19 protein-coding genes are annotated in these 21,318 nt (G+C 64.3%); 7 read left to right on the top strand and 12 right to left on the bottom strand.

Annotated features, from left to right (window positions below; translation table 11 throughout):
* The first annotated feature begins 425 nt into the window (after positions 1–425).
* Complete coding sequence (locus DVDV_RS16370; protein WP_075355702.1) at positions 426–782, top strand: helix-turn-helix transcriptional regulator; 357 nt, start codon at positions 426–428, stop codon at positions 780–782.
* Between the two features lie 3 nt (positions 783–785).
* Positions 786–1,376: a flavodoxin family protein gene (locus tag DVDV_RS16375; RefSeq protein ID WP_075355703.1), complete on the top strand. Its 591-nt coding sequence runs from the start codon at positions 786–788 to the stop codon at positions 1,374–1,376.
* Between the two features lie 136 nt (positions 1,377–1,512).
* Here the strand turns inward: DVDV_RS16375 and DVDV_RS16380 are convergent, their stop codons facing one another.
* The 4 genes from DVDV_RS16380 to DVDV_RS16395 all read right to left on the bottom strand — a co-directional run bounded on the left by DVDV_RS16380 (position 1,513) and on the right by DVDV_RS16395 (position 6,628).
* Positions 1,513–2,154: an antibiotic biosynthesis monooxygenase gene (locus DVDV_RS16380; protein ID WP_254845417.1), complete on the bottom strand. Its 642-nt coding sequence runs from the start codon at positions 2,152–2,154 to the stop codon at positions 1,513–1,515.
* Positions 2,155–2,430: 276 nt separating this feature from the next.
* Positions 2,431–3,840: a guanine deaminase gene (guaD, locus tag DVDV_RS16385; RefSeq protein ID WP_075355705.1), complete on the bottom strand. Its 1,410-nt coding sequence runs from the start codon at positions 3,838–3,840 to the stop codon at positions 2,431–2,433.
* Between the two features lie 114 nt (positions 3,841–3,954).
* On the bottom strand, positions 3,955–5,406 hold the full coding sequence (locus tag DVDV_RS16390) for an FAD-binding oxidoreductase (RefSeq protein WP_075355706.1): 1,452 nt from the start codon (positions 5,404–5,406) through the stop codon (positions 3,955–3,957).
* A gap of 100 nt (positions 5,407–5,506) precedes the next feature.
* On the bottom strand, positions 5,507–6,628 hold the full coding sequence (locus tag DVDV_RS16395) for a hypothetical protein (protein WP_075355707.1): 1,122 nt from the start codon (positions 6,626–6,628) through the stop codon (positions 5,507–5,509).
* Positions 6,629–7,242: 614 nt separating this feature from the next.
* Here DVDV_RS16395 and DVDV_RS16400 point away from each other — a divergent pair.
* Genes DVDV_RS16400 through DVDV_RS16410 form a run of 3 tightly spaced genes read left to right on the top strand, consistent with a single transcriptional unit; the run spans position 7,243 to position 12,211 of the window.
* Positions 7,243–8,505, top strand: a complete 1,263-nt coding sequence (locus DVDV_RS16400) for a branched-chain amino acid ABC transporter substrate-binding protein (protein ID WP_075355708.1) — start codon at positions 7,243–7,245, stop codon at positions 8,503–8,505.
* Between the two features lie 10 nt (positions 8,506–8,515).
* On the top strand, positions 8,516–10,366 hold the full coding sequence (locus DVDV_RS16405) for a diguanylate cyclase (protein WP_075355709.1): 1,851 nt from the start codon (positions 8,516–8,518) through the stop codon (positions 10,364–10,366).
* A gap of 33 nt (positions 10,367–10,399) precedes the next feature.
* Positions 10,400–12,211, top strand: a complete 1,812-nt coding sequence (locus DVDV_RS16410) for an ABC-F family ATP-binding cassette domain-containing protein (RefSeq protein ID WP_075355710.1) — start codon at positions 10,400–10,402, stop codon at positions 12,209–12,211.
* A gap of 13 nt (positions 12,212–12,224) precedes the next feature.
* On the opposite strand, the gene DVDV_RS16415 is transcribed toward DVDV_RS16410, so the two are convergent.
* Positions 12,225–12,758: a class IV adenylate cyclase gene (locus tag DVDV_RS16415; protein WP_075355711.1), complete on the bottom strand. Its 534-nt coding sequence runs from the start codon at positions 12,756–12,758 to the stop codon at positions 12,225–12,227.
* 181 nt (positions 12,759–12,939) lie between these two features.
* Between DVDV_RS16415 and DVDV_RS16420 the strand changes: the two genes are divergently transcribed.
* Both DVDV_RS16420 and DVDV_RS16425 read left to right on the top strand, forming a co-directional pair.
* Positions 12,940–13,383, top strand: coding sequence for a flavodoxin (locus DVDV_RS16420; protein ID WP_075355720.1), 444 nt, complete (start codon positions 12,940–12,942; stop codon positions 13,381–13,383).
* A gap of 242 nt (positions 13,384–13,625) precedes the next feature.
* The gene (locus DVDV_RS16425; protein WP_075355712.1) at positions 13,626–13,991 is read left to right on the top strand and encodes a tetratricopeptide repeat protein; all 366 of its coding nucleotides are present in this window, start codon (positions 13,626–13,628) and stop codon (positions 13,989–13,991) included.
* Positions 13,992–14,073: 82 nt separating this feature from the next.
* Here DVDV_RS16425 and DVDV_RS16430 read toward each other — a convergent pair whose 3' ends face one another.
* The 7 genes from DVDV_RS16430 to DVDV_RS16460 form a co-directional block, all read right to left on the bottom strand.
* On the bottom strand, positions 14,074–15,252 hold the full coding sequence (locus DVDV_RS16430; protein WP_075355713.1) for a SpoIIE family protein phosphatase: 1,179 nt from the start codon (positions 15,250–15,252) through the stop codon (positions 14,074–14,076).
* Positions 15,249–17,000, bottom strand: a complete 1,752-nt coding sequence (locus DVDV_RS16435; protein ID WP_075355714.1) for a [Fe-Fe] hydrogenase large subunit C-terminal domain-containing protein — start codon at positions 16,998–17,000, stop codon at positions 15,249–15,251. The genes DVDV_RS16430 and DVDV_RS16435 overlap by 4 nt, the downstream gene beginning before the upstream one ends.
* A gap of 138 nt (positions 17,001–17,138) precedes the next feature.
* Entirely contained in the window at positions 17,139–17,381 is a 243-nt protein-coding gene (locus tag DVDV_RS16440) for a (2Fe-2S) ferredoxin domain-containing protein (RefSeq protein ID WP_075355715.1), read from the bottom strand.
* Between the two features lie 418 nt (positions 17,382–17,799).
* The gene (locus DVDV_RS16445; protein ID WP_075355716.1) at positions 17,800–18,180 is read right to left on the bottom strand and encodes a RidA family protein; all 381 of its coding nucleotides are present in this window, start codon (positions 18,178–18,180) and stop codon (positions 17,800–17,802) included.
* A gap of 101 nt (positions 18,181–18,281) precedes the next feature.
* Positions 18,282–19,607, bottom strand: coding sequence for a DUF2325 domain-containing protein (locus DVDV_RS23805; RefSeq protein WP_075355717.1), 1,326 nt, complete (start codon positions 19,605–19,607; stop codon positions 18,282–18,284).
* 229 nt (positions 19,608–19,836) lie between these two features.
* A complete protein-coding gene (locus DVDV_RS16455) occupies positions 19,837–20,898 on the bottom strand; it encodes an acyltransferase (protein WP_075355718.1) in 1,062 nt (353 codons plus the stop codon).
* 2 nt (positions 20,899–20,900) lie between these two features.
* A partial coding sequence (locus DVDV_RS16460) for a hypothetical protein (protein WP_075355719.1) occupies positions 20,901–21,318 on the bottom strand: 418 nt, incomplete at its 5' end.

The following is a 21,318-nucleotide window of genomic DNA, read 5'->3' on the forward strand; positions in this document are numbered from 1 at the left end:
CTTTTTGATAGTGCGGGTGGGAGCTTGGAAAAGAGGTTCGCGCGGCGGGCGCGGGGTCGGCCGGCGGCGCATCGGGACAGCCAAGGCCAACGACCTCACTCCCCTAGCTGTCTGCACCACTGCGCCGGGAAGCCAGCCGGCTGGCCATCTCCGACACCCAACTTCAGGTGCTCTTGACCAAAGACACCACTTCCTGATCCCTGCTCATTGCTGCCTGTGTATCTGTTGGTGGGGTTGCATACCCGGCCAACGCCGTAAGGGGCTGTTAAAGCTTTGTCGCCTCTGTGGCCCAGGTTTTACCGTGTCACCTCTCCCGGTTGCTCGGAAGCCTGGCTGGAGTGGAGTGCAGACCTAACGCTTACGCGTTTGCAACAGCCGAGTGCGTTGGGGTTGCCTTTCAGTTTGACTTGTTGTAAATTCGAAAAATGCCGAACTTAGAAATTGACTTTGTCCGCACGGCCCGGGTGTTCAAAGCCTTGTCCAATCCCCACCGGCTGACCCTTTTTCTTAAGCTGGCCAGTTGTTTGGGGGGAGATAGCAGTCTGGACACCAGCGACGAGGGCATCGAGCAATGCCAGCTTGAACAGGCCAAAACACTGGGCCTGGCCCCTTCGACGGTCTCCAGTCATTACAAGGAACTGCGGGACTCCGGACTTATCCGCATGGAGCGCCAAGGGAAAAGCGTGCGCTGTTGGATTGATCCGAAAACGCTTGAATTGGCCAAGAGCGTCCTCGGACACTTTCCCGCCTGCATGAAAAATTCAAACTGCGAGAAGGAGTGACCTATGTCCAAGAAAGTCATTTTCATACTTGGCAGCCCACGCAAAAAAGGCAACACGAATGTTTTGGCCCGGGAAGCCATGCGTGGCCTGGCTGAAGCTGGCATTGTATCGGTCGAGATCGACGCACCAAGGCTGGACTTCAAGTCTCCCGGCTGCATATCCTGTTACAAGTGCCAGCAGAGCAAAGAATACGGCTGTCATATCAGGGACGAGCTGGGCCAGGCCGTGTCCCGTCTTGCGGACCATGACGCCATTGTACTGGCCACACCGTTGTATTGGTTCAGTTATCCGGCCCAAGTGAAGATGTTTATTGACCGGATGTTTTCCATGATCAAGTTTGGGGAAGAGCATGAAATATTGTCTCCGCTGCGGGGCAAGCCGATGGCCCTGCTGGCCACGGCTGGCGGCGGAGTCGAAGAGAATCTGGAACTTCTGGATACGCAATGGCGCCTACCCGCCAGCAAAATTGATGCCCCCTACCGTTCCTGCCTGTTCCCGTTTTGCCAATATGCTCCGGGCGGGGTGGCCAATGATGCGGCCGCAATGACCAAAGCTGCCGCATTCGGTAGGGAACTGGCCAGTCTGCTCAAATAGGAAGATCATCCCGGAAAGAGATTTCGCCCCAACAGGTTGGAGATGTGCCCGGGGAGAGCTTTGGGCAACTGCGCTTACACCGGGCAGGGCTTTGGCCCCTATCTGTTTCTCTTTTGCAGACAGAGCTCCCGGAGCACTACCCCGTCACCTGCCGAAACAGCAGCGTCAACACCACCAGCAGCCCGATAATGACCCAGGTGCCGATTCTGGAGTACCGGGCCCGGTCGCGGCTATTGGCCGAGAGCCAGGGGCCGGCGGCGCGGTTTAGAAGCGGCATCACCAGCCACTGCAGGGCTGAGACGCTGAGCGCATTGCCGATCAGCATGGCCACGGCCAGGCCCATGGGCTGGGTGTAGGGGCCGGGGAAAAGGGTCAGCAGCATGACCGTGGGGTACAGGCCCAAAAGGACCACCAGGACCATTTTCCAGCCCGGTGGAGCCTCCAGGCCCTGGCCGTGCAGGCAGCTGGCAAACCAGGGAGCAAAGCCCCCGGGCATGACCTTGAGGTCAAAGCTCCCGATATGGGCCTGGAGCTTCTCCACCCAGGCCTTGCGTTCCGGCGAATCCAGCCAGACCTGCAAGGCTGTTTCATCCTCGAAACTGACCACGGCCACCCACTCGCCGTCCTTGCCGCCGGGAGGCGGGTAGACGTCGGTGCCGCGATGGCCGCGAAAGGCCTTGGCCGCCTCGGTCACGCCCTGCTGCCAGTCCATGAACCAGGCGACGCCGGCCGCCGGGACCCGCTGGACGATCACGGCCGTTGCCCGGGAAACACGCATATCCACGGTGCTGCTCCTTACCCGATTTTCCCGTTGCAGGGTCCGGGGAGGGGCACTCCCCAACCCGGACCGCCACAGCAACGGTTGTTCCCATCAAACTGCCCTTGCGGCTGCATCACCCGACCGGACAGGCTTGCTTTATCCCTCTTCCGTCCCCCCCGATGTGGACACGCCGTCCCCCTTACCCCCATTGCAGGGGTCCGGGGGGATCATCCCCCGGCCGCCGGAGGCATCTCCTTTCCTCTCTCATCTCCCCCATTCCCCCTCTTCTCCCCTCTAGGCACTCGGCTTCTTGTAGGCGCGTTGGCCGGCGATCCAGGTCTCGTCGATGTTGCGGTCATCGCCCACGGTCATGATGCCGAACAGGAGCTGGGCGGCTTCGGCGATAGTGGCCGGACCGCTGCCGGTGATGGCCAGGGACTGGTGCCAGGCCATGGCCAACTGGCCGGCATTCCAATCCATGGCGATGAAGTCGGCCTCTTTGCCGACATTGAAGTTGCCGAGGATGTCGTCGAGGTAGAGGGAATGTGCGCCGCCAAGGGTGGCCAGGTAGAAGGCCCGGTAGGGCGAGAGCTTGTTGCGGTCGGCCTCGGCCAGATCCTGGTCGCGGGGGTTTATTGAGCCGTCGAGCATGGTGTTGTTGCACATGCCGACCTTGTAGGCTTCTTCCAGGGCGCGGATAAGGGTGAAGGAGTTGCCGCCGCCGACGTCGCTGCCGATGGACAGGCGCACCGGGTGTTCCGGGTCCTTGGCCCGGCCCAGCCGGAACAGGCCGCTACCGAGGAACAGGTTGGACAGGGGGCAAAAGGAGATGGCCGCTCCGGCCCTGGAAAACCGGCGCATTTCGTCGTTGGACAGCCAGATGCCGTGCCCGGCCGTGAACTTCGGCCCAAGCAGGCCGTGTTTCTCATGAACATGGGTATAGTCGGAGCAATCCGGGAAATGGTCCTTGGCCGAGCGGATTTCGGTGGGATTTTCGGAAATGTGGGTGTTGACCCAGCAATCGGCGTGCTCTTCCTTGAGCCGGCGGCAACGGTCCATCATTTCGCCGGTGCAGCCCACGGCAAAGCGCGGGGTGATGGCGTAGAGATTGCGGCCCTTTCGGTGGTAGCGTTCGATGAGCCGTTTGGACTCGGTGTAGAAATCATCGGGGGTGATGCAGAAATCGGCCGGGGCAAAACGGTCGATGCCGGTCAGGCCGGCGATGACGCGCATGTTGCGCCGGGTGGCTTCGTCGAAAAACTCCTCGGAAGAGACCGGGCTGCTGGTGGTAAAGGTCTGGCAGGTGGTGGTGCCGGCGGCCAGCAGGGCGTCGAAAAAGAGTTTGGCCGCGTCCCTGGCATAGTCGCGGTCGCGGTACTTGAGTTCCTCGTTGAAGATCCAGGTCTGCAGCCAGTCGAGCAGCTGGTTGCCGTAGGCCCCAAGCACCCGCACCTGGGGGAAATGGATGTGGCCGTCGATGAGCCCGGGCAGGATGATCCGGTCGGGCAGGTGGGTGACGGGCAGGTCGGCATACCTGGGGGCAAGCTCGGCGTAGGGGCCGAAATCCGCGATAATCCCGTCTTTGACCACAAGCAGGCCGTCCTGGATGAACCGGGCGGCCTCATGTTCTTTGCCGGCATACTTCCAGGGGTCGTCGAGCAGGTCGAAAAAGGTGCCTCGAATCGCGCAGGTGGCGCCAGTCATATGGATTCCTCCGTGAAAGGTTGGGGACAGGGGACCGGTTGGGGAAACGCTGTGCGGGCGAGGCCCGGAAGGCGGCCTTCGGCCGGAGCCGACGGCGGCCTGCAAGCTGGCCTGTCAGCGCAACCCATCGGAATAGCCATAGAAAAGCCCGTCCGGGTCATAGGTTTGGCGCAGGGCCTCCAGACGCGCCCAGGCGCTTGGCGTATAGGATTCCCGGACATGGCGGGGAAAGGTCACGGTGTCGGATTCGGCGATGTAATGGCCGGCTGCAAAGGGTTTTAAGTGGGTGAGGCACAGGTCGTGCCACTGGGTGTTGGCCGCGTCGTCCCCGGCCTCGGACCACATGGTCCAGGGGCCGCCGTAGTAGCGGGCGCTCATGGAAAAAGCGGCGTCGGCCGGGGTTGGGGCCACTGTGGGGCCGGTTTCGATGGCGAACATGAGGACCGTTGTCGGGGACGGGGTGTCCAGGAAGTGGCCGGTGACCGCGTCAAAGATGTCGGCCAGCGGGGCATTGGAAAACATGGCCTCGACATGGCAGCGTTGGCCGGCCGGCCAGAGGGCTCCGGAGGCGTCAAAGAGCGATTGGAACGTGTTGGGCTCGGCCACGGTTTTGGCCAGGCAGCGGTCCATGACCGGGCAGGCTTCAAGGGGAGCCAACCCTTCGCGGGCTTCGGCCATGGTTGCGGCAAAGATGGTGGCCGTGACCAGACAGACCTTGCCGGCATCGGCCGGGCCGCACTGCGCGGCCACGGCCGGCGGGGCGGCGACCAGAAAAAGGCTCAGTTCGATATTTCGGGGCAGGCCTGGGGCCAGCGCCTCCAGCCACCGGGCCAGAGCCGGCGCTTCCCGGATGGGGTAATACGCGGTGCTGCAGGCAATGGCTTGGGGGAGGGGGTGGAGCTTTAAATGGTAGCGGGTGGCCACGCCGAAAAAGCCGGGCCCGGCCCCGCGCGCGGCCCAGAAATAGTCGGGATTTTGCGTGTGGTCGGCCACGATCAGCTCGCCGGCAGCCGTGACCAGCTCGATGGCCTCGACACTGGCCACGCCCGGTCCCCACACGCCCTGGTTCCAGGCCATGCCGCCGCTGAGCAGGTAACCGCTCAGTTTGACCGTGGGGCAATGGCCGCTGGGAAAGGCCAGGTGCCTGGCGTTGACGCGGGCCTGGAGGTCCCGGTTGCTGATGATGGGCTGGACCACGGCTCTGCAGGCAGCCGGATCGATGGAAATAATCTTGTTTAGGCGCGTAAGGTCAATGAGCATCCCGCCACGACGCAGCGTTGCATTGGACCAGTTGTGGCCGCCGCCGCGCACAACGACCTTTTGGCCGTGTTCCCGGGCAAACAGGATGGCGGCCACCACATCCTGCTCGTCGGCCACCTGGACGATAACGTCGGGTCGGCGCGGCACAGGGCCGAGCTGGTTCCATACGGCCGTGGCCGCAGCTTCGAAATCGGGCCCACCAGCGGCCAGGGCCCGCCCTTTGATCCGCTGTTGGAGACGGGCGGCATCGGCCGGGGCCAGCGGCCGGGAGGCTTGGCTGTGGGCTGGTTCCTTGTCTGTCGTCATGCACATCTCCTGAAGCGATGTTCCGGGTGTTGGGCCGCCCGGGTGCGGACCGTGTCCGGCTGGTCCGGCCGGTTCAAACGGAAGGGACTCCCGGCCGGGGTCAGCGATTGACCGGCAAGGTCAGCAGGGGGGTGTTTTTCGGCAGCTCGCCGCCTTCCAGGGCAAAGAGCTGGATGAGAAACGAGAACACCTTGCGCGAAGCCACGTCGCTTTTGGGGATAAAGTACCAATGGCCGTCGTAGCTGGCCGCGACAAAGGCGGCGGCCGGCACGGTCAGGCCGCTTTCCACGGTGAAGGGGACCGGCGTGGCCCGGGGCGGCCCGGCCTGATCCGCCACCGCGCTGTCCTTGGGCACGACCACGCCCTGGGCCAGGGCGTCGAGGATGCCGATGAAATTTCGCAGTTGCACGAAGACCTGGCAGGTGTCGGCGGTGCAGGCGTTTTCGGTGCGCAGATCGTTTGTCTGGGTGAGCGCGATGCGGGCCAGGCTCCTGCCGCCGCCAAGGGCTGTGGTCGCCAATCTGAGGCCGAGCAGACGGCCCAGGGCTTCGGCTTCGTCGCTGCCGGCAAAGCGCAGTTGCAGGATGACGGAGCGCATCTGGCCGGATTCCGGGCCGGCGTTGAGTTCCAGATCGCCTCTGTTCTGCATGCGGCGCAAGGTGTCGGCCAGGGCGTCGAAGGCGGCGGTGCGGGCCGGATCGAGATTGAGCGTGCTGTCCATGGCGATGGACTTGTTGACGCTGTGGCCGAAGCGTTTGACCAGCAGGTGAAAGAGCAGATCGATATTCCACCCGGCGCGGCTCAGAAACAGCAGGCGGTCCAGGCTTATTTCCGTCAGCAACTGGGTGGCGAATTTTTCGCCGCTCAAAGGAACGTAGATGATGGACGGATTTTCGCTGAATTTGGCCCCGACGCTCGGCGTGGCGGCATTGTAGGGATATTGGCCCTTGTAGCCTTCAATGGGGCCGGCGTTGACCTTGAGATCGAAGCCTGCGGACACATCGTAATTAAACGAGGAAGAAACAGAGGCGACGTTGAGGAAGAAGGGGGCGTCGTAGTGGCGTATTCGAACGAGGTTGAGCAGCATTTCGTCATTATTGCTGGAGCTTATGACCGCATTGTAGTCTGCCCGGTTGCCCTTTAGGGCCTGGGGTCCGAGGGAACAGCCAACGAGGAGGGTTGCGGCCGCAAGCACCGCCCAAAGAAGCCTTGAAGGGGTCATCGATCATCCTTCCCGGTGAAAAACATGGTGGACGATACGCGCGGCCGCCGTGGCCCATTCCGGGTAGGGCCGCTCCGGGGACGGCGAAGCCGTCTCTGGAGACTATTGTGAGGGTGGCATGTTTCGACCGGGGCGGCAAGGGGGGATGGCGTTTTTTTGCGGTCCTTGCGGAAGGACGCTCCATCTGCTCACGGAACATGGTCTTTGGGGGCAATCAAGGGTCTGGGGTTGCGCCGGTGGGTTCTGAACCCGGCGGCAAAGGGTCTTGCGCCGTTTGATTGGCCATGAGTCCGCAGCACTGCAGGAATGGAGAATAACCATCCGTAACTATGGCATATTGTGCCATACATTCCATGATGGCGACAGGGAGCCCCCAACAAGGATATTTCTCCCGGCTTCTGCTTTTTGCGGCCCTGCACTCCGGAAAACAGCAAAAAGGCTTGAAAACATTGGGCACATCGGGAAGATTGCCACTGTAGGTGCCACTGTCCGGTCCGTTTCACAGCCTGCCGGGCGGACACGGGGAGTCTTCATGGTTTTTCCTGCGGCAGTGCAGCGGAGCTGTTTGGAGGCCTGCCTGGAGAGCAATGCATCTTTTCTTCGGAGAGTGAGGCATGGGACGACGTCTGGTCTGGGTTGCAGCGGTCGTGGGCCTGCTTGCGGTGGCGGGCATCGGGGTTTTTGTGCTGTCAAGCGGCAAACCCCGGGGCTGCACCGATGCGCTGGGCTGCGTGGAGATCCCGGCCGGCGGGGCGCTTCGCCTGGGGGTGATCCAGGCCCTGACCGGGAAGGTGGCCTCCCTTGGCCTGGATCAACTGCGAGGGCTGGAGCTGGCCCTGGAAGATCGCGGCGGCAAGCTGCTCGGCCATCCCGTCGAACTGGTCATCGAGGACACCGGCTGCCGGCCTGAAGGCGGGGCCAATGCCGCCCTGCGCATTGTTTCCGATCCGTCCGTGGTGGCTATTTTCGGCACCACCTGTTCCGGAGATGCCGCGGCAGCGGCCCAGGTCATGACCGAGGCCGGCCTGTCCATGATATCGGGCAACAACAGCGCCCCCTTTCTCACCGCCATTGCCGGTAAACGCGCGCCAAAATGGCAGCCGGGCTATTTTCGCACGGCGTCCAACGAAGAGCATTCCGGCCCGGCCGCAGCCCGGTTCGCGTATGAGGTACTTGGCGTCAGGGGCGCGGCCATGATGCACGACGGCGACATCTATACCCGCGGCCTGGCCGAGGGGTTTCGCACGGAATTTGAGCGCCTGGGCGGGCGCACGGTGCTTTTTGCCGCCGTGGACAAGGGTGATGCGGACATGCGCCCTGTTTTGGAAGCAGTGGTTGCGTCCAAGGCGGAACTGCTCTTTTTCCCGCTGTTTCAGCCTGAGGGCAATTATGTGCTGCTGGCGGCACGTTCCATGCCGGAATTGGCCGGGGTGACGCTGATGAGTGATGGTTCGCTCATCGAGAACACGTTCATATCGGCCGTTGGCGAGGCGTCCAAGGGGATGTATTTTGTCGGGCCGACACCGCCGCAGCCCGGGCCGGTGCTCGACGCCCTGCGCGGGCACTACCGCGAAAAATACCGCGCGGAACCGGCAACCGACTATTATACCAGTGCCTATGACGCGGCCGGCATCCTGTTTGCCGCCCTGGAGCGGGCCGCGGTCCCGGGCCAAAACGGCCAGCTCGTCATCGGCAGGCAGGCCCTGCGCGACGCCCTGGCCGCGACGGCGCAGTATCCGGGCGTGGGCGGCCAGCTGCGCTGTGACAGCTTCGGCGATTGCGCCACGCCCCGGTTCAATGTGCTGCGCATGGACGACCCGGCCAAGGGCGTGGCCGGGCTGACCGCCAACGTCGTTTATACCTATGCCCCCCGGTAAGGACCAAACGATGCAGCGGTGGCCATTGTGGGACAATTGCAGCATCACAGCCAAGCTGTGGCTGTCCTTTGCCGTGCTGTTCCTGTTTTTCACCATGGCCAGCGTGGCCGGGTTTGTCGGACTGGCGGTGGTGCGCAGCGCCGAAGACGACATCGTGGCCAACATGGACATCCGCGGCCGGGTGCTCGAATTGGAAGGCCAACTGGAAAAAGCCAGACGCCTGTATCGGGATTTTATCCTGAATGCCCCGCTGATCGGCTTCACCCAGGCCCAGGAGCGGTTCAACCAGCCGGCCCTGGCCGTGGCCGCCAGGGTGATCGCCTTAAGCGAGGATTTGCGCCGGGCCATCGCCGGCCTGCCACCGGGCAGCGCCATTGCCCGGCGCAAAGTGGACATGAATTTTTTCACCTCCACGGCCAAGCGGTTTTCCCAGACACTGCTCAGTGAAAACGAGCTCGTCACGGTCATCGGCGATCCGGACACCGGGCTTGAGGCCCAACTGGCCGCGACGCTGTCCGGGCTGGGCGCGTGTCTGGCCGGGCTGCCCCAGGCCGCCTTTCCCCTGCGCGAAGTGGATATCCTGGTTCGGCAGTACCAACTCACCCGGCAGCGGCCGGTGATGCAGGCCGCCAGCAACAAGATCGAGGCCCTGCGGCGTCTGGTTGCCACTGAGGCCGCCCACGATCAGGCTCTGCAGGCCGAGGCTGCCCGGCTCTTCGAATCGTTTGACCGGCTGGCTGCCCGGCTCCTCGACACCGTGGCCGCCATGAGCGCCAACGCCAACGACTTTGCCCTCCAGGGCAAGGCCGTGGACCCGATTTCCGAAGAATTCAAGCGTGTCACCGCCGGCGATGTGGCCCGGGCCAAGGAACGCATCCTCTGGGCCAGCCGCATCGCCGGCGGCATCATCCTCCTGTCGGCCCTGCTTGGCCTTGGCAGCGTCATCCTGGTGGGACGGATGTTCCATATGGCCATCACCAGCAAGATCGTGGCCCTGACCCAGTATGCCAGCACCGTGCGGGACGGCAATCTGGACGTGGCCGTTGCGGTGTCCGGCGGTGACGAGCTTGGCATCCTGGCCGCATCGCTCAACGCCATGAACCGGCGTATCCGCGACCTTGTGGTCAATCTTGAAGACAAGGTGCTCAAGCGGACCCGGGAACTGGTTGGGAAAAACCGCGAGCTTGACGAGAAAAACCGTGTCCTGGCCGTGCTTTCCCTCACAGACCGGTTGACCGGCCTGTGCAACCGCCGCAAACTTGATCAATTCCTGGCGGCAGAATGGCGTCGGGCCGAGCGCTACGACACGACCTTCACCGTCATCATGATCGACATCGACAATTTCAAGGACGTCAATGACACGTTCGGCCATGGGATCGGCGACGCCGTGCTGGTTCGCGTCAGTGATATCCTGATGGTCGTGGCCCGGGATACGGATATCGTGGGGCGCTGGGGCGGCGAGGAATTTTTGCTCATCTGTCCGGAAACAACCATAGAGGAGGCCAGAAAACTGGCCGAAAGCCTGCGCCGGGAGATCGGGGAGACCCTCTTCCCCGGTGTCGGACACCTGACCGCCAGTTTCGGGTTGGCAGATTATGAAGCCGACGCCGGACCGGCCGTGCTGGTGGGCCGGGCGGACGAGGCCATGTACCGGGCCAAGGAAAGCGGGCGCAACCAGGTGGTTATCGCCCCTTCCTCGGGAGTTGGCCGGGCGCAGGAGCTGCCGGCTGCCCAACCCGGAACCAGCCTGCCCGGCGGCCGCACCGCCAGCAATCCGGGCAGCGGCGGCCGCGGCGATGGCGGCGAACCGGGGTGCCTGCCGGCGGCCGGGGCAACACCCCTGGGCGAAGACGGCATTTGACGCCCTGGCCGGCTTTGTCTACTCAAGGCGGCCATGAGCGCCTGCATTATCAACCTTCGCGGCATTTCCAAGTCATTCGGCATCCGCCAGCTTTTTTCCGGCATTTCCCTGGCCGTGGGCGAGCGGGAACGCATCGGGCTTATCGGGCCAAATGGTTCCGGCAAGTCCACACTCCTTAAAATCATGGCCGGGCTTATCGGGTCCGACGCCGGCGAGCGCACCCTGCGTCAGGGCGCGCGGCTGGCCTATGTGGCCCAGCAGGACACCTTCGAGTCCGGGGACACCGTGGCCGAGGTCGTCAACCGGGCCGTGGCCGAGACCTTTGGCCCGGCCGAGGCCGAGGCCGGCGGCCGGGCGGCTGTGGTCCTTGGCCGCCTGGGCTTTGTCGATCCCACGGTGTCGGTTGAGTCGCTTTCCGGCGGCTGGCGAAAGCGCCTGTCCATTGCCCGGGCCCTGGTGTCGGAACCCGATGTCCTGCTGCTCGATGAACCGACCAACCATCTCGACCTGCGCTCGATCCTGTGGCTCGAACGCTTCCTGTCCGGGGCGCTGTTTGCCTTTGTGGTGGTCAGCCACGACCGCTTCTTCCTGGAAAACGTGGCCAACCGCACCGTGGAACTGTCCCCGGTCTATCCCGAGGGTGTGCTGGCCGTGGATGGCCCCTACAGCGCGCTGCTCGAGGCCCGGGAGGCCTTTCTGGCCGCCCAGGGGGCCCTGGAACGCACCCTGGCCAACAAGGCCCGGCGCGAGATCGAATGGCTGCGCCGCGGTCCCAAGGCCCGGGGCACCAAGGCCAAGGCCCGCATCGACGCCGCCGGGACGCTCATGCAAAACCTCGCCGCCACCCGGGAGCGCAACCGGGCCACGGCCAAGGCGGCCATCGACTTTTCCGGCACCGGCCGCCAGACCAAACGGCTGGTCGTGGCCGAAAATCTGTCCCGTGGCTACGACGGCCGCACCCTTTTTTCCGGCCTGGACATCGTGCTCTCCCCGGGGGTGCGCCTGGGGCTGGTCGGTCCCAACGGCTCGGGCAAATCCACCTTGCTGCGGGTGCTGGCCGGGGAGGAACGTCCCGACGCCGGCAGTGTGACCAGCGCTCCGGGGCTGTCCCTGGTCACCTTTGACCAGAAGCGCGAACAGCTCGACAAGGACCAGACCCTGCGAAACGCCTTTGCTCCGGACGCCGACAGCGTCATCTACCGGGGCCAGCCGGTCCATGTCGTCACCTGGGCCAAGCGGTTCGCCCTGCGCCCGGACCAGCTCGATCTGCCGGTGGGCCTGTTATCCGGCGGCGAGCAGGCCCGGGTGCTCATTGCCCGGCTCATGCTGCGCCAGGCCGATGTGCTGCTTTTGGATGAACCCACCAACGACCTGGACATCTCCACCCTGGAGATGCTGGAGGAAAGTCTGGTGGACTTCCCCGGGGCAGTGGTGCTCATCACCCACGACCGGTCGCTCATTGACCGGGTGTCCACGGTGCTCCTTGGCCTGGACGGGGCCGGCGGGGCCGAGGTCTATGCCGATTACGCCCAGTGGGAAGAGGATTTCCTGGCCCGGGAGCGGGCCGAGGCCCGGGAAGCCAAGGCCCAGGCCAAGGGCAAGCCCAAGGGCGAACCGGCCTCGAAGAAACTGAGCTTCAAGGAACAGCGGGAATACGACACGATTGAAGAGACCATCCTGGCGGCGGAAACGGCTGTTTCGACTGCCAAGGAGGCCCTGGAAGACCCGGCCGTGGCCACTGACGGCCACGAATTGGCCCGGCGTCTGGAGGTTTTCCAGGCAGCCGAAGCCGAAGTGGAGCGCCTGTATATGCGTTGGGGCGAGCTGTCCGCCAAACTGGCCTGACGCTTCCCGTCTATTACAGCGGCCGACCGTCCTGGCCGGCCGCTGCCAGCAGATCGACATACGCCCCGGTGACCAGATTCTGCGGGCCGATGCCCAGAGCGGCCATGAGTTGGTGTGCTTTGGCCAGCCCGGCGGTTTCGTCTTCCGTCTCGTCAAGAACCACTTCCAGTTCCAGAAAGTCCCCCAGTCCCGCCACCCGGTCCAGATGCACCCGGGTGCGGCCGCACAGGTAGAGGATGCGCGCTTTGCGCACGCGGCCGCATTCCCCCAGGGCCAGTCCCAGGGTGCGGCGCAGGGCGGCCGGTACGTCGGTCGGGGTGATGTCGTAGTGCGAGGTCTTGGGGCCGGCCACGTCCGGGCGCTGGTAGAAAATGAGCTGGCCCTCATTGGGAGAGAGCTGGCGCAGCTTGAGGCGGCCGGTTGGGCAATGAAAAAACGTGTCGTCCTGGGTCAGAACCGTGGGCCCGGCCGTGGCCAGGGCCGCCACGGCCCGGGCCACGGCGGCCACACTCTCGATCCGGGCCTTGATCTCAATATTGCGGGCCATGCTCCCTCCCTGGCTGCGATTTGCTGCGGCATACCTACTGCGGGCCGGGCGTTTGGGGAAGAACGGGAAATGCCTATGAATGATATTGACACTGAAAATCATTTTCATTAAATACCAAAACAACACAGAGGCCGCCTCCCCCGAGACGGCCGCATTTCCGCAAACCACCACGGAGTCGAATATGGGCAAGGCGCTCGTCGTTTTCGGGTCCACCACCGGCAATACGGAATCGGTGGCCGAGTATGTGACCCAGACGCTTCAAGGCGAAGGCATGACGGTGGACTTGAAAAACGCGGCCGACGTCTCGGCCGAAGGGCTGGCCGAGGGCTACGATCTGATCCTTTTCGGCTGCTCCACCTGGGGCGATGACGAAATCGAACTCCAGGAAAACTTCGTGCCCCTCTACGACGAACTGGAAAAAGCCCGCCTGGAAGGACGCAAGGTGGCCGTTTTCGGTTGCGGCGACTCCAGCTACACGCACTTTTGCGGAGCCGTGGACGCCATAGCCGAAAAGGCCGAACAGCTCGGGGCCAAAGTGGTGGGGATGCCGCTTAAAATCGACGGCGACCCGGACAAGGCCGAGGCCGTCAGCTGGGCCAGGGACGTGCTGCAAAGCGCGGCCTAGAGCGAAGGCGAAGGCAAGGGCGAAGGCGAAGGCAAGGAAAGATGCCTCCGGCGGCCAAAGGGACTGAGTCCCTTTGGAATCCCCTCCTGGAGGAGTTTGATTTAACTGTGGGCGTTGCTGCGCCGAAGAGCCACCGTTTGCGTATGAAAAAGATGCGAGGGGGCCGTGGCCGTTGGCGCTTGACGGGAAGCACCGTTGCTCCGGCGGCCGGGTGCGACAGAAGGCGCAGCAGGAGAGAAAATATGGCTTGCACAGGTGGAAAATGCCTGCTCACCAGCAAGGTGCGCAAGCTTCGCGAAACAGGGATGGAGGCCATGGCCTCGGGTGATTTGCTCCGGGCCGAGGAATTGCTGCGCCAATCGGTGGCCCTGGGTGAGACAGACGGCGGCCTGGACGTGGTGACGGCCAATGCAGCCTACCGGCTGGCGCTGACCCTGCACCAGTCCGGACAGCACGACGAGGCTGCGGCCCAGTTTGAAAAGGCCTTGCAGCTGGCCCGGGGCCGGGCCGGTTGCGGCAGCAAACTGTATAAAACGATTCTTGGGCACTTCGCCGAGGCCCTGCCGGCCCGGGCGTATCCCGATCAGGCTTGCGCCGTCGGGGAGTAATTCTCCCTGCCCGGTGCGGGGTCGCGTCCAGCCTGGCTTGGCGGTTTCCGGCGGGACGCGGCCCTTTTTGGGGCCGGCGGCGTTAAAAAACGCTCATCCGGGTTTCCTTGAGATATTTTTCTTCCAGCACCGTGCAGATGCGCTTGATGATGTTGCGCCGGATCTCCAGGTCGATGGGCAGGTTGGGGTCCTGGTGGGCATCGTTTATGCGTGCGCCAACCACAAATTCGATGGAATCGCTGTCGACTAAAATATCGTAGAGTTGGGCGGCCGGATTTTTCTCCCGGGGCGCTTCATCCTGCTCCAGCAGCCGGGCCACCCGCGTCAGGGTCAAAATGCCTTCGGTGACCAGATCCACCCCATCCATTTCCGCTGCCGGCGGGATGTCGCCGGCCCCGCCGCCGCGCAGGCTGTCGCGGATGGTGCGGCCCAGTTCCCGGGCCACGATATTGGCGGTGGTGCCGCCGCAGATGATCTTGCGGCCGGGAAATTCCGCCAGCATCTCGGCGAATTCCTTGTCGCGGTGGGCGGCGTAGGGCGGACCGGTGAGGACAATGGCCCGGCGCGGCCGGCGGAAGTAGATGACCGCCGCCGTCATGTCGTCGTAGGCCCGCTGAAAGGGCTCCTGGCGAAGGGCCTGGCCGAGGATCTTCTGGGACAGGGTGCGGGCCGAGATGGACGGGTCCTTGGCCACGACTTCCTCGACATACTCCCGGCAGCCCTTGATGCGCCAGCCCAGGCGCATCCGCTCCGAGCCAAGTCCGGCCTGGGTGATGCCGTCGGAGGTGAAGATCAGGCGGTCGCCGGGCTTCATGGTCAGGTCGTAGACCCGGATGACCCGGTCGTTGTAGCGCGGCGAGGCCACTTCCTCGTATTCCAGGTTCTGGGCCTGGCCGCCGCGCAGCAGGATCACCGGCGGGTTGTCCATCTCGACCACCCGCGTGGCTCCGTCGGAGAAGATGTCGACCACGGTGAAGGTGGCGTAGCTGATTTTTCGCACCTGGCACACCGGCAGGGCGTCCATGATGACTTCGGCCGTGCGCACGATGTCGGCGTCCTTGGCCGTGTATTTGAGGGCCATGGTGGCGGTCATGAGCGACAGGATGCTGGCCTTGACGCCATGGCCCAGGCCGTCGGACAGGACCGCAATGACGCGGCCCTCATCCGCGATGCGCAGAGTCTTGAAGGCGTCGCCGCAGATGTCCTCGCCATAGCGGTTGCGCTGGGTCGCCTCCACTTCCACGAATACGTCTTCGGTCATGACCGGCGACCCCGCATGTCCTTGTCGCCAATGCGCTTGGCCCCGCTGGAGAAGCCTTCGGCCAGGGAGCGCAGCAGAATTTCGGTATCGGCCATGTTCTCGCCCAGGCGGCAGGCGATCTCCTGCACGGTTTCCAGGTTCTTGCGAATGATCTCCCTGGCCCGGTTGGCGATCTCGTCGCGGCGCAGCTCGCTGCCGGTGACGTCAAAGACGATGCCGCCGATGACGTTTCGCGGTTCGATGGTGAAGATGCTGACGCTAAACACCCGGTCATCGTAGCGAAGGGCATCGCGGTGGATGTCGGTTTCCGTCTCCAGCGACCGGCGAAACAGGCTGATAAACGGCACGATCTTATCGAGGGCAGCGCCCTCCATGCCCGGACTGGCCTCGTAGGCAATAAGCGTCTCCTCGCCAAAGAGCCGGGCGAAATGCTCGTTGCACTCGATGATCTGCAATTTGTTGTTGGCAATGACCACCCCGGCCGGGATGCAGCGCAACAGGGCATTGGCCTTTCTGGTGGCCCGCTTGCGCAGGAAATGCACGCACATCGACGGTTCGGCCAGGCCTTCCAGCATGGCCCTGGCCAGTCCCCGGCAGGATTCGTGGCCGCAACCGCCGCAGTTGATTTCATCCTCCGGCCCGAACTTGCCAATAAGCCGCAGCACCCGGGTGTACTGGTCCTCGCTGTAGACCGGCAGGTCCACGGGGGAGGGGTTTTTGCGTTCGCCAATGGACAGCTCGGGTTGGCGCACGGCCAGACCGCTGCCGGGCTGGATGGCCCGGGAGAAGACTTCGAGCTGGTCGAGCAGGCGCGGCCGGCGGCTGGACACGCAGGGCCCCCGGACACAGCCGCCGACGCAGGCCAGCATCTCGATGAAGACCGGACGCGGCAGGACGTGGTTGTGCACGCCCTGCAGGGCCGACTCGATGGTGGCGATGCCGGAGAGGGTGGTGAAGCAGACCTTGTCGTTGCCGGCATAGGCCTTGATGGTGTCGGACATGCCGCCTTCAACGGGATACAGCGCGCCCTCCCTGGCCGGATGGGGCATGAACATGTCGGCCGGTCCGGGGATGAGGTCTTCCGGACGGATATGTTCCTCGCGCAGCATGACGCGCAGATCGGTAAAGGTCATGGCCGCGTCGAGCAGGGCCGGATGGTTGTCGGATTCGGTCTTTTTGGCCACGCAGGGACCGAAAAAGACCACGCCGATGTCCTGGCCGTAGGCCCGGCGCAGCATCCGGCAATGGGAGAGCAGCGGCGAGAGCAGGGGCGTCAGGTTGGGGACCAGTTCGGGCATGTAGCCGCGGATGAAATCCACAGCCGCCGGGCAGGCGGTGGAGAGCTGCAGCCGCGGGCCGCCCTGGGCCAGGATGCCGGCCACGGCGGCCGAGACTTCCTGGGCGCCCAGGGCCGTTTCCGACACCCCGGAGAAACCGAGCTTGCGCAGGGCCGCGATCATGGACTCCGGCGAGACGTCGGGAAATTCCGTCACCCAGGACGGAGCCAGGGAGACGTAGGTCAGGCGTTGGGAGCGCAGGAGCTTGTAGACGGTAAACAGGTCGTTTCGCACCTGCTTGGCCTGGGACGGGCAGGCCGCCACGCACTGGCCGCAGGCGATGCACAGTTCCGGCACGACCGTGGCCCGGCCGCCTTCCACCTGGATGGCCTTGACCGGGCACTGGCGCAGGCAGCGGTAGCAGTCCTGGCATTCGGTTTCAATGGTATAAATGGGATAGTGCGAAAGCATGTCGCCTCCCGGGGGATGTCTTTACGGTCGTCTCTGGAGCTGTCCGGGGCCGCCGGGGATGGACCGGGCGGCGAAAGCGGGGTGGATTTGGCCGGGCAAACGCCTGTGTACCGCCTGGGTGGGCATTGGGCAAGGGAGTCAGCCGGCCAGATGGCGGCTTAGGAGTTCGAGCAGCCGTTCGCCGCTGATGTCGCCGTAAAGCTGTCCGTCGATGCGGATATTGGGTCCGCAACGGCACTGGTCCTCGCAGCGTGAGCCGGTCAGGACAACGGATTCGGTCAGCCCGTGGTCGGCCAGATACTGTTCGATCATGAGCAGGTGTTTGCGGTTGCCTCTGGCGAAACACGAACTGCCCATGCAGATGACGATCTCATGTTTCATGGGCTGCGGGCCTCATTATGATACTTTTTTCACAAATTACCCGCAAAAAACATTCCCCGCAAGGGGAAACGAACCGGCTTGTTGCGAAATTGCCACGCGCCGGGCCGTGCGGGACGGCTTCGGAGAACATGGTCACGATTTCCCGAACGGCAAGGACCAAAAGGCGGCTTGCGCTGCACTGTCTTCCTGGCCCGCGCGGGCGGCGGCAGCCACAGACCGTGAGTCCCCGACTCCGCCCTGGCCCCCCAAAAGAACCTTTGAGAAAAGAGGCTTGCCCGGCCGACTGGCGTTTTTGTTCCGCTGCCGGCCACCGCCGCGGGAACACCGCCCCCTTTACCCCTGGCCTCCAGGTGGGATTCCAAAGGGCTCAGCCCTTTGGCCGCCGGAGGCACGCTTCCTGCCTTTCCCCGTCTCTCGCCTAAAGAACAGCCAAGGCTTCGACTTCGACCAGAAAGGCGGCGTCCACGAGCTTGGACACTTCGACGATGGTGGTGGCCGGGCGGATATCGCCGAACACCTCGCCATGGGCCTTGGCCACGGCGTCGAAATCGCCCATGTCGGCCAAAAAGAGCCGGGTGCGCACGACATTGGTCAGGTCAGCGCCGGCCTGGGCCAGGGCGTCACGGATGATTTCCAGGGCGCGCACGGTCTGGGCATAGGCCCCGTCCGGGATGGTGCCATCGGCCGCAGCGCCGACCGTGCCCGAGACGTAGACGGTGTTGCCGGCCACGACGGCCCGGGAATAGCCCAGCAGCGGTTCCCATTTGGAGCCGGAGGAAATATTGCGGCGAGGGGTCATAAAAAAATCTCCTTTGGGGAGCGCCCCGTGCGGAGCGCTTCCCGAAAGGAATAGCCGGTCGGGCCGGCGGATGCAACCGTGGCCCGGAGATGGTGGGAGGCCTACTGCGCCGGCGCGCCGAGTTCGGCCAGGGAGCGGGCGAGGCTGGAAAGCCCCGAGGATCGGGCGAGGATAAGGGGTTTGAGACAGCCTTTGCAGGCTTGTTTGACCAGAGAGCAGGCTTCGTGGCTGACGCAGTCCACGGGGCAGACCACGGCGTCGGCCGAGCCGAGCAGTTCCCACAACCGGTGGGAGGACTGTTCCCGGCCGCCGTCGTGGTGCAGGAGTTCGCAGCCGAATTTCTCGGCCAGGACTTTGTAGTGGGAGACGAGGGAGGACCGGCCGCCGACGTAGAGCACCCGCTTGCCGGTGATGGCGCTGGACACGGGCAGGCCGCGTTCCAGGGCCGCCCGGCATTTGCAGGCGGCTGGGTTGGTGGCGCATTCGCCGGTGCAGGGGGTGTCGCTTTGGCAGTGCCCGGCCAGGGGTTCGCCAAGGGCGGCCAGTTCTTCCAGGTGGTGTTCGGCGTGGGCGGCGTGGGCAGCGGCGGCGTCGCCCAGGGCGGAAAAGAGGGAGGCTTCCAGGGCGGCCACTTCGCTGTCGCGGTCGGCCAGATCCTGTCGGGTTTTTTGCAGATCGGCGTGCATCCGTTCCAGCAGGACAGCCTGGCGGGCGGCTTCGGCTTCGGTGGATTCCAGGCGATCGGACAGTTCCAGGAGCTGGCCGCGCATGACGTCGCGGTCCCGGCGCACGGCCGCGACAGCGGAATTTTCAATGGCCTCGCGCAGGGAAATGCGTTCGCGTTCGGCGCTTTGGCGTTTGCCCCGTTCGGCGGCCAGTTCTTCCATGGCCTGGCGGCAGCGGGTTTTCCAGACCGACACGGCCTGGCGCAATATGGTTTTGCTTTCCTCCAGGGCGGCAGTCACCTCGGCCAGCTTGTCCTCCAGGCGCGAGAGTTTGGACAGGTCGGCCCGGTTGGCCGCGCCCACCCGATGGGAGAGCATGTGGATTTCGCCGTAGACGTCGCGCAGGAGGCCGTCGCTGGCTGTCGGGTGGCACATCAGCGCCCAGAACGGTCCGGGCACGTCGCCGGCCTCGGCCCTGTCGCGCCACATCCGACGCAGCTCGGCCTCGTCTTCGGTCTTGAAAAAGGCGCGCAGATCCCGGCGGTATTTCTTGTCCAGATATTTTTGCAGGTATTTGACCGCTGCGCTGCCCGCTATCTTGGCCTGTCCCACCAAAAAGACGTGGGCCTCGTAGTCCGAGGCATTTTCAGGCACGGCATCGCCAAACTTGCGGCAGATCCGGCGCAGTTCGGACAGGGTCAGGCAGGTGCCGACGATGGGGCAGGCAAACTCGGCGTTGTCAAACAGGGTCTTTCGTTCCATGGATCCTCCGGGGCCGTCCGCGTGGCCTCTGGGAATCCTTTAGTCGAAATTGAAAATCATTGTCAATTAAAGAAGTGGTCAAACCTTTGCCTGGGTCCGGGGGCTCCCCTCACCCGGCCGACGCAATCGGTTGTTCCCGATTCCGTCCAGCCCCACGGTACCGCCGTCCCCTTTACCCCTTTGGGGGGTCCGGGGGCCTCAGGCCCCCGGCCGCCGGAGGCTCTTTTCCCTAAACAGCGAAAAACAATCGGGAAAGCCGGGAGCCGGCATGGCGGCGGGCCAGCCGGGCCAGGGCCAGGGAGCCGGCGAAGGAGACGGCCATGGCGGCCGCGCCGACCGGCAGGCGCAGGGCCGGGGCCACGGGCGGGGGGATGAGCGCGTAGAAAACCAGGACAATAGCGTAATGGGCCAGATAGATGCCAAGCGTGTCCCGGCCGGTATCGGCCAGGAGGGCAAAAAGCCGCCCGCCCCGGGCTTCGGCCGCCCGGCAGGCGGTCAGCAGGGCCAGGGTGCCGGCGGTCTGGAACAAAAGACCCGAGAGCAGGAAATACTGGCGGTAGTTGGCCCCCAGGCGGCGGGCCTGGCCGTCCACCTCGGCCAGATAGACGAGGAAGGCGGCGATGGCCAGGGCCACAAGCAGCGGCCAGCGCCGGGACAGGGCGTCAAAGACGTCTTTTCGCCGGGCCAGCCAGGCGCCCAGGAAGAAAAACCCCATCCAGACCGGGCCGCACTTGATGGCCACCAGTTCAAAGGCGTGGCTGGTCGGCGGGTTGGCGTACAGGGCCAGGGTCGAGGCGGTGTAAAAGCCCAGGGTGACGATGGCCGCGATGGCGGTCCAGGCGGTCAGCCGTTGCGGGGTGGCAAAGGGGGCGGCCAGGGCGGTCAGCACGAGGAGTTGGAGCAGGGCGAAGAGATAGTAGAGCTGGGCCACGCCGGTGAGCAGGTCGGTGAGCCCGGTCCAGGAAACCAGCGGTATCCCGTAGCCCAGACGCAGCACGAGCAGGCTGGCGGCGTTCCAGGCCAGAAACGGCAGTACGATTTTTTTGGCCTGGCGCAGCGGGCGCAGCGTCTGGGACTGGCCGGGCGGCGGGGCGAAAAGCGAGAGCAGGTAGCCGGAAATACAGAAAAACGCCGGCACGGCAAAGGTCACCAGGCAGGAGGTGAACAAGGGTGTGACGGAAAAATCACCTTCCCGGAAATACACCGTGTTGCTGGCGTGGGACCACACGACCACGGCCATGGCCAGGGTGCGGGCCGCCTCGATGAAGCGCAGGTCGCGCCCGGAAGCCATGCCTAGGACAGGCCGCCTGGTTTGCCGGCCCGGGCGTCGTAGATGATCATGTAGACCTGATCGATCTGGACGTAGAGGTCCGGCAGGTTCCAGATGGTCTGGATCATGGTGGTCATGGTGGGCGGGCCGTAGAGGGCCGAGGCCTTCTGGACGAGCTTTGGCACGGAGAGCAGGTCGTGGGTCATGAGGACCAGGGAGAAGCGTCCCGAGGCCTTGTTGCAGCCGTAATAGACGCGGCCCAGGGGCACGCCTTGGAAATTGGGCTTCTCGTCGCGGTCGTAATGGAGAACAAACGGGCTCTTGGCGTTGACGTCCGGGTCATGCTCCAGGCCGAACATCTGGTACTTGGGGTCCCAGACCGGCCGGGCCTTTTCCTCGGCAAACGAGGGGCCGGAAAAAAGCGTCTGGCAGGATTGGCCG

Source organism: Desulfovibrio sp. DV (assembly GCF_001936595.1).
Taxonomy (GTDB): Bacteria; Desulfobacterota; Desulfovibrionia; order Desulfovibrionales; family Desulfovibrionaceae; genus Solidesulfovibrio.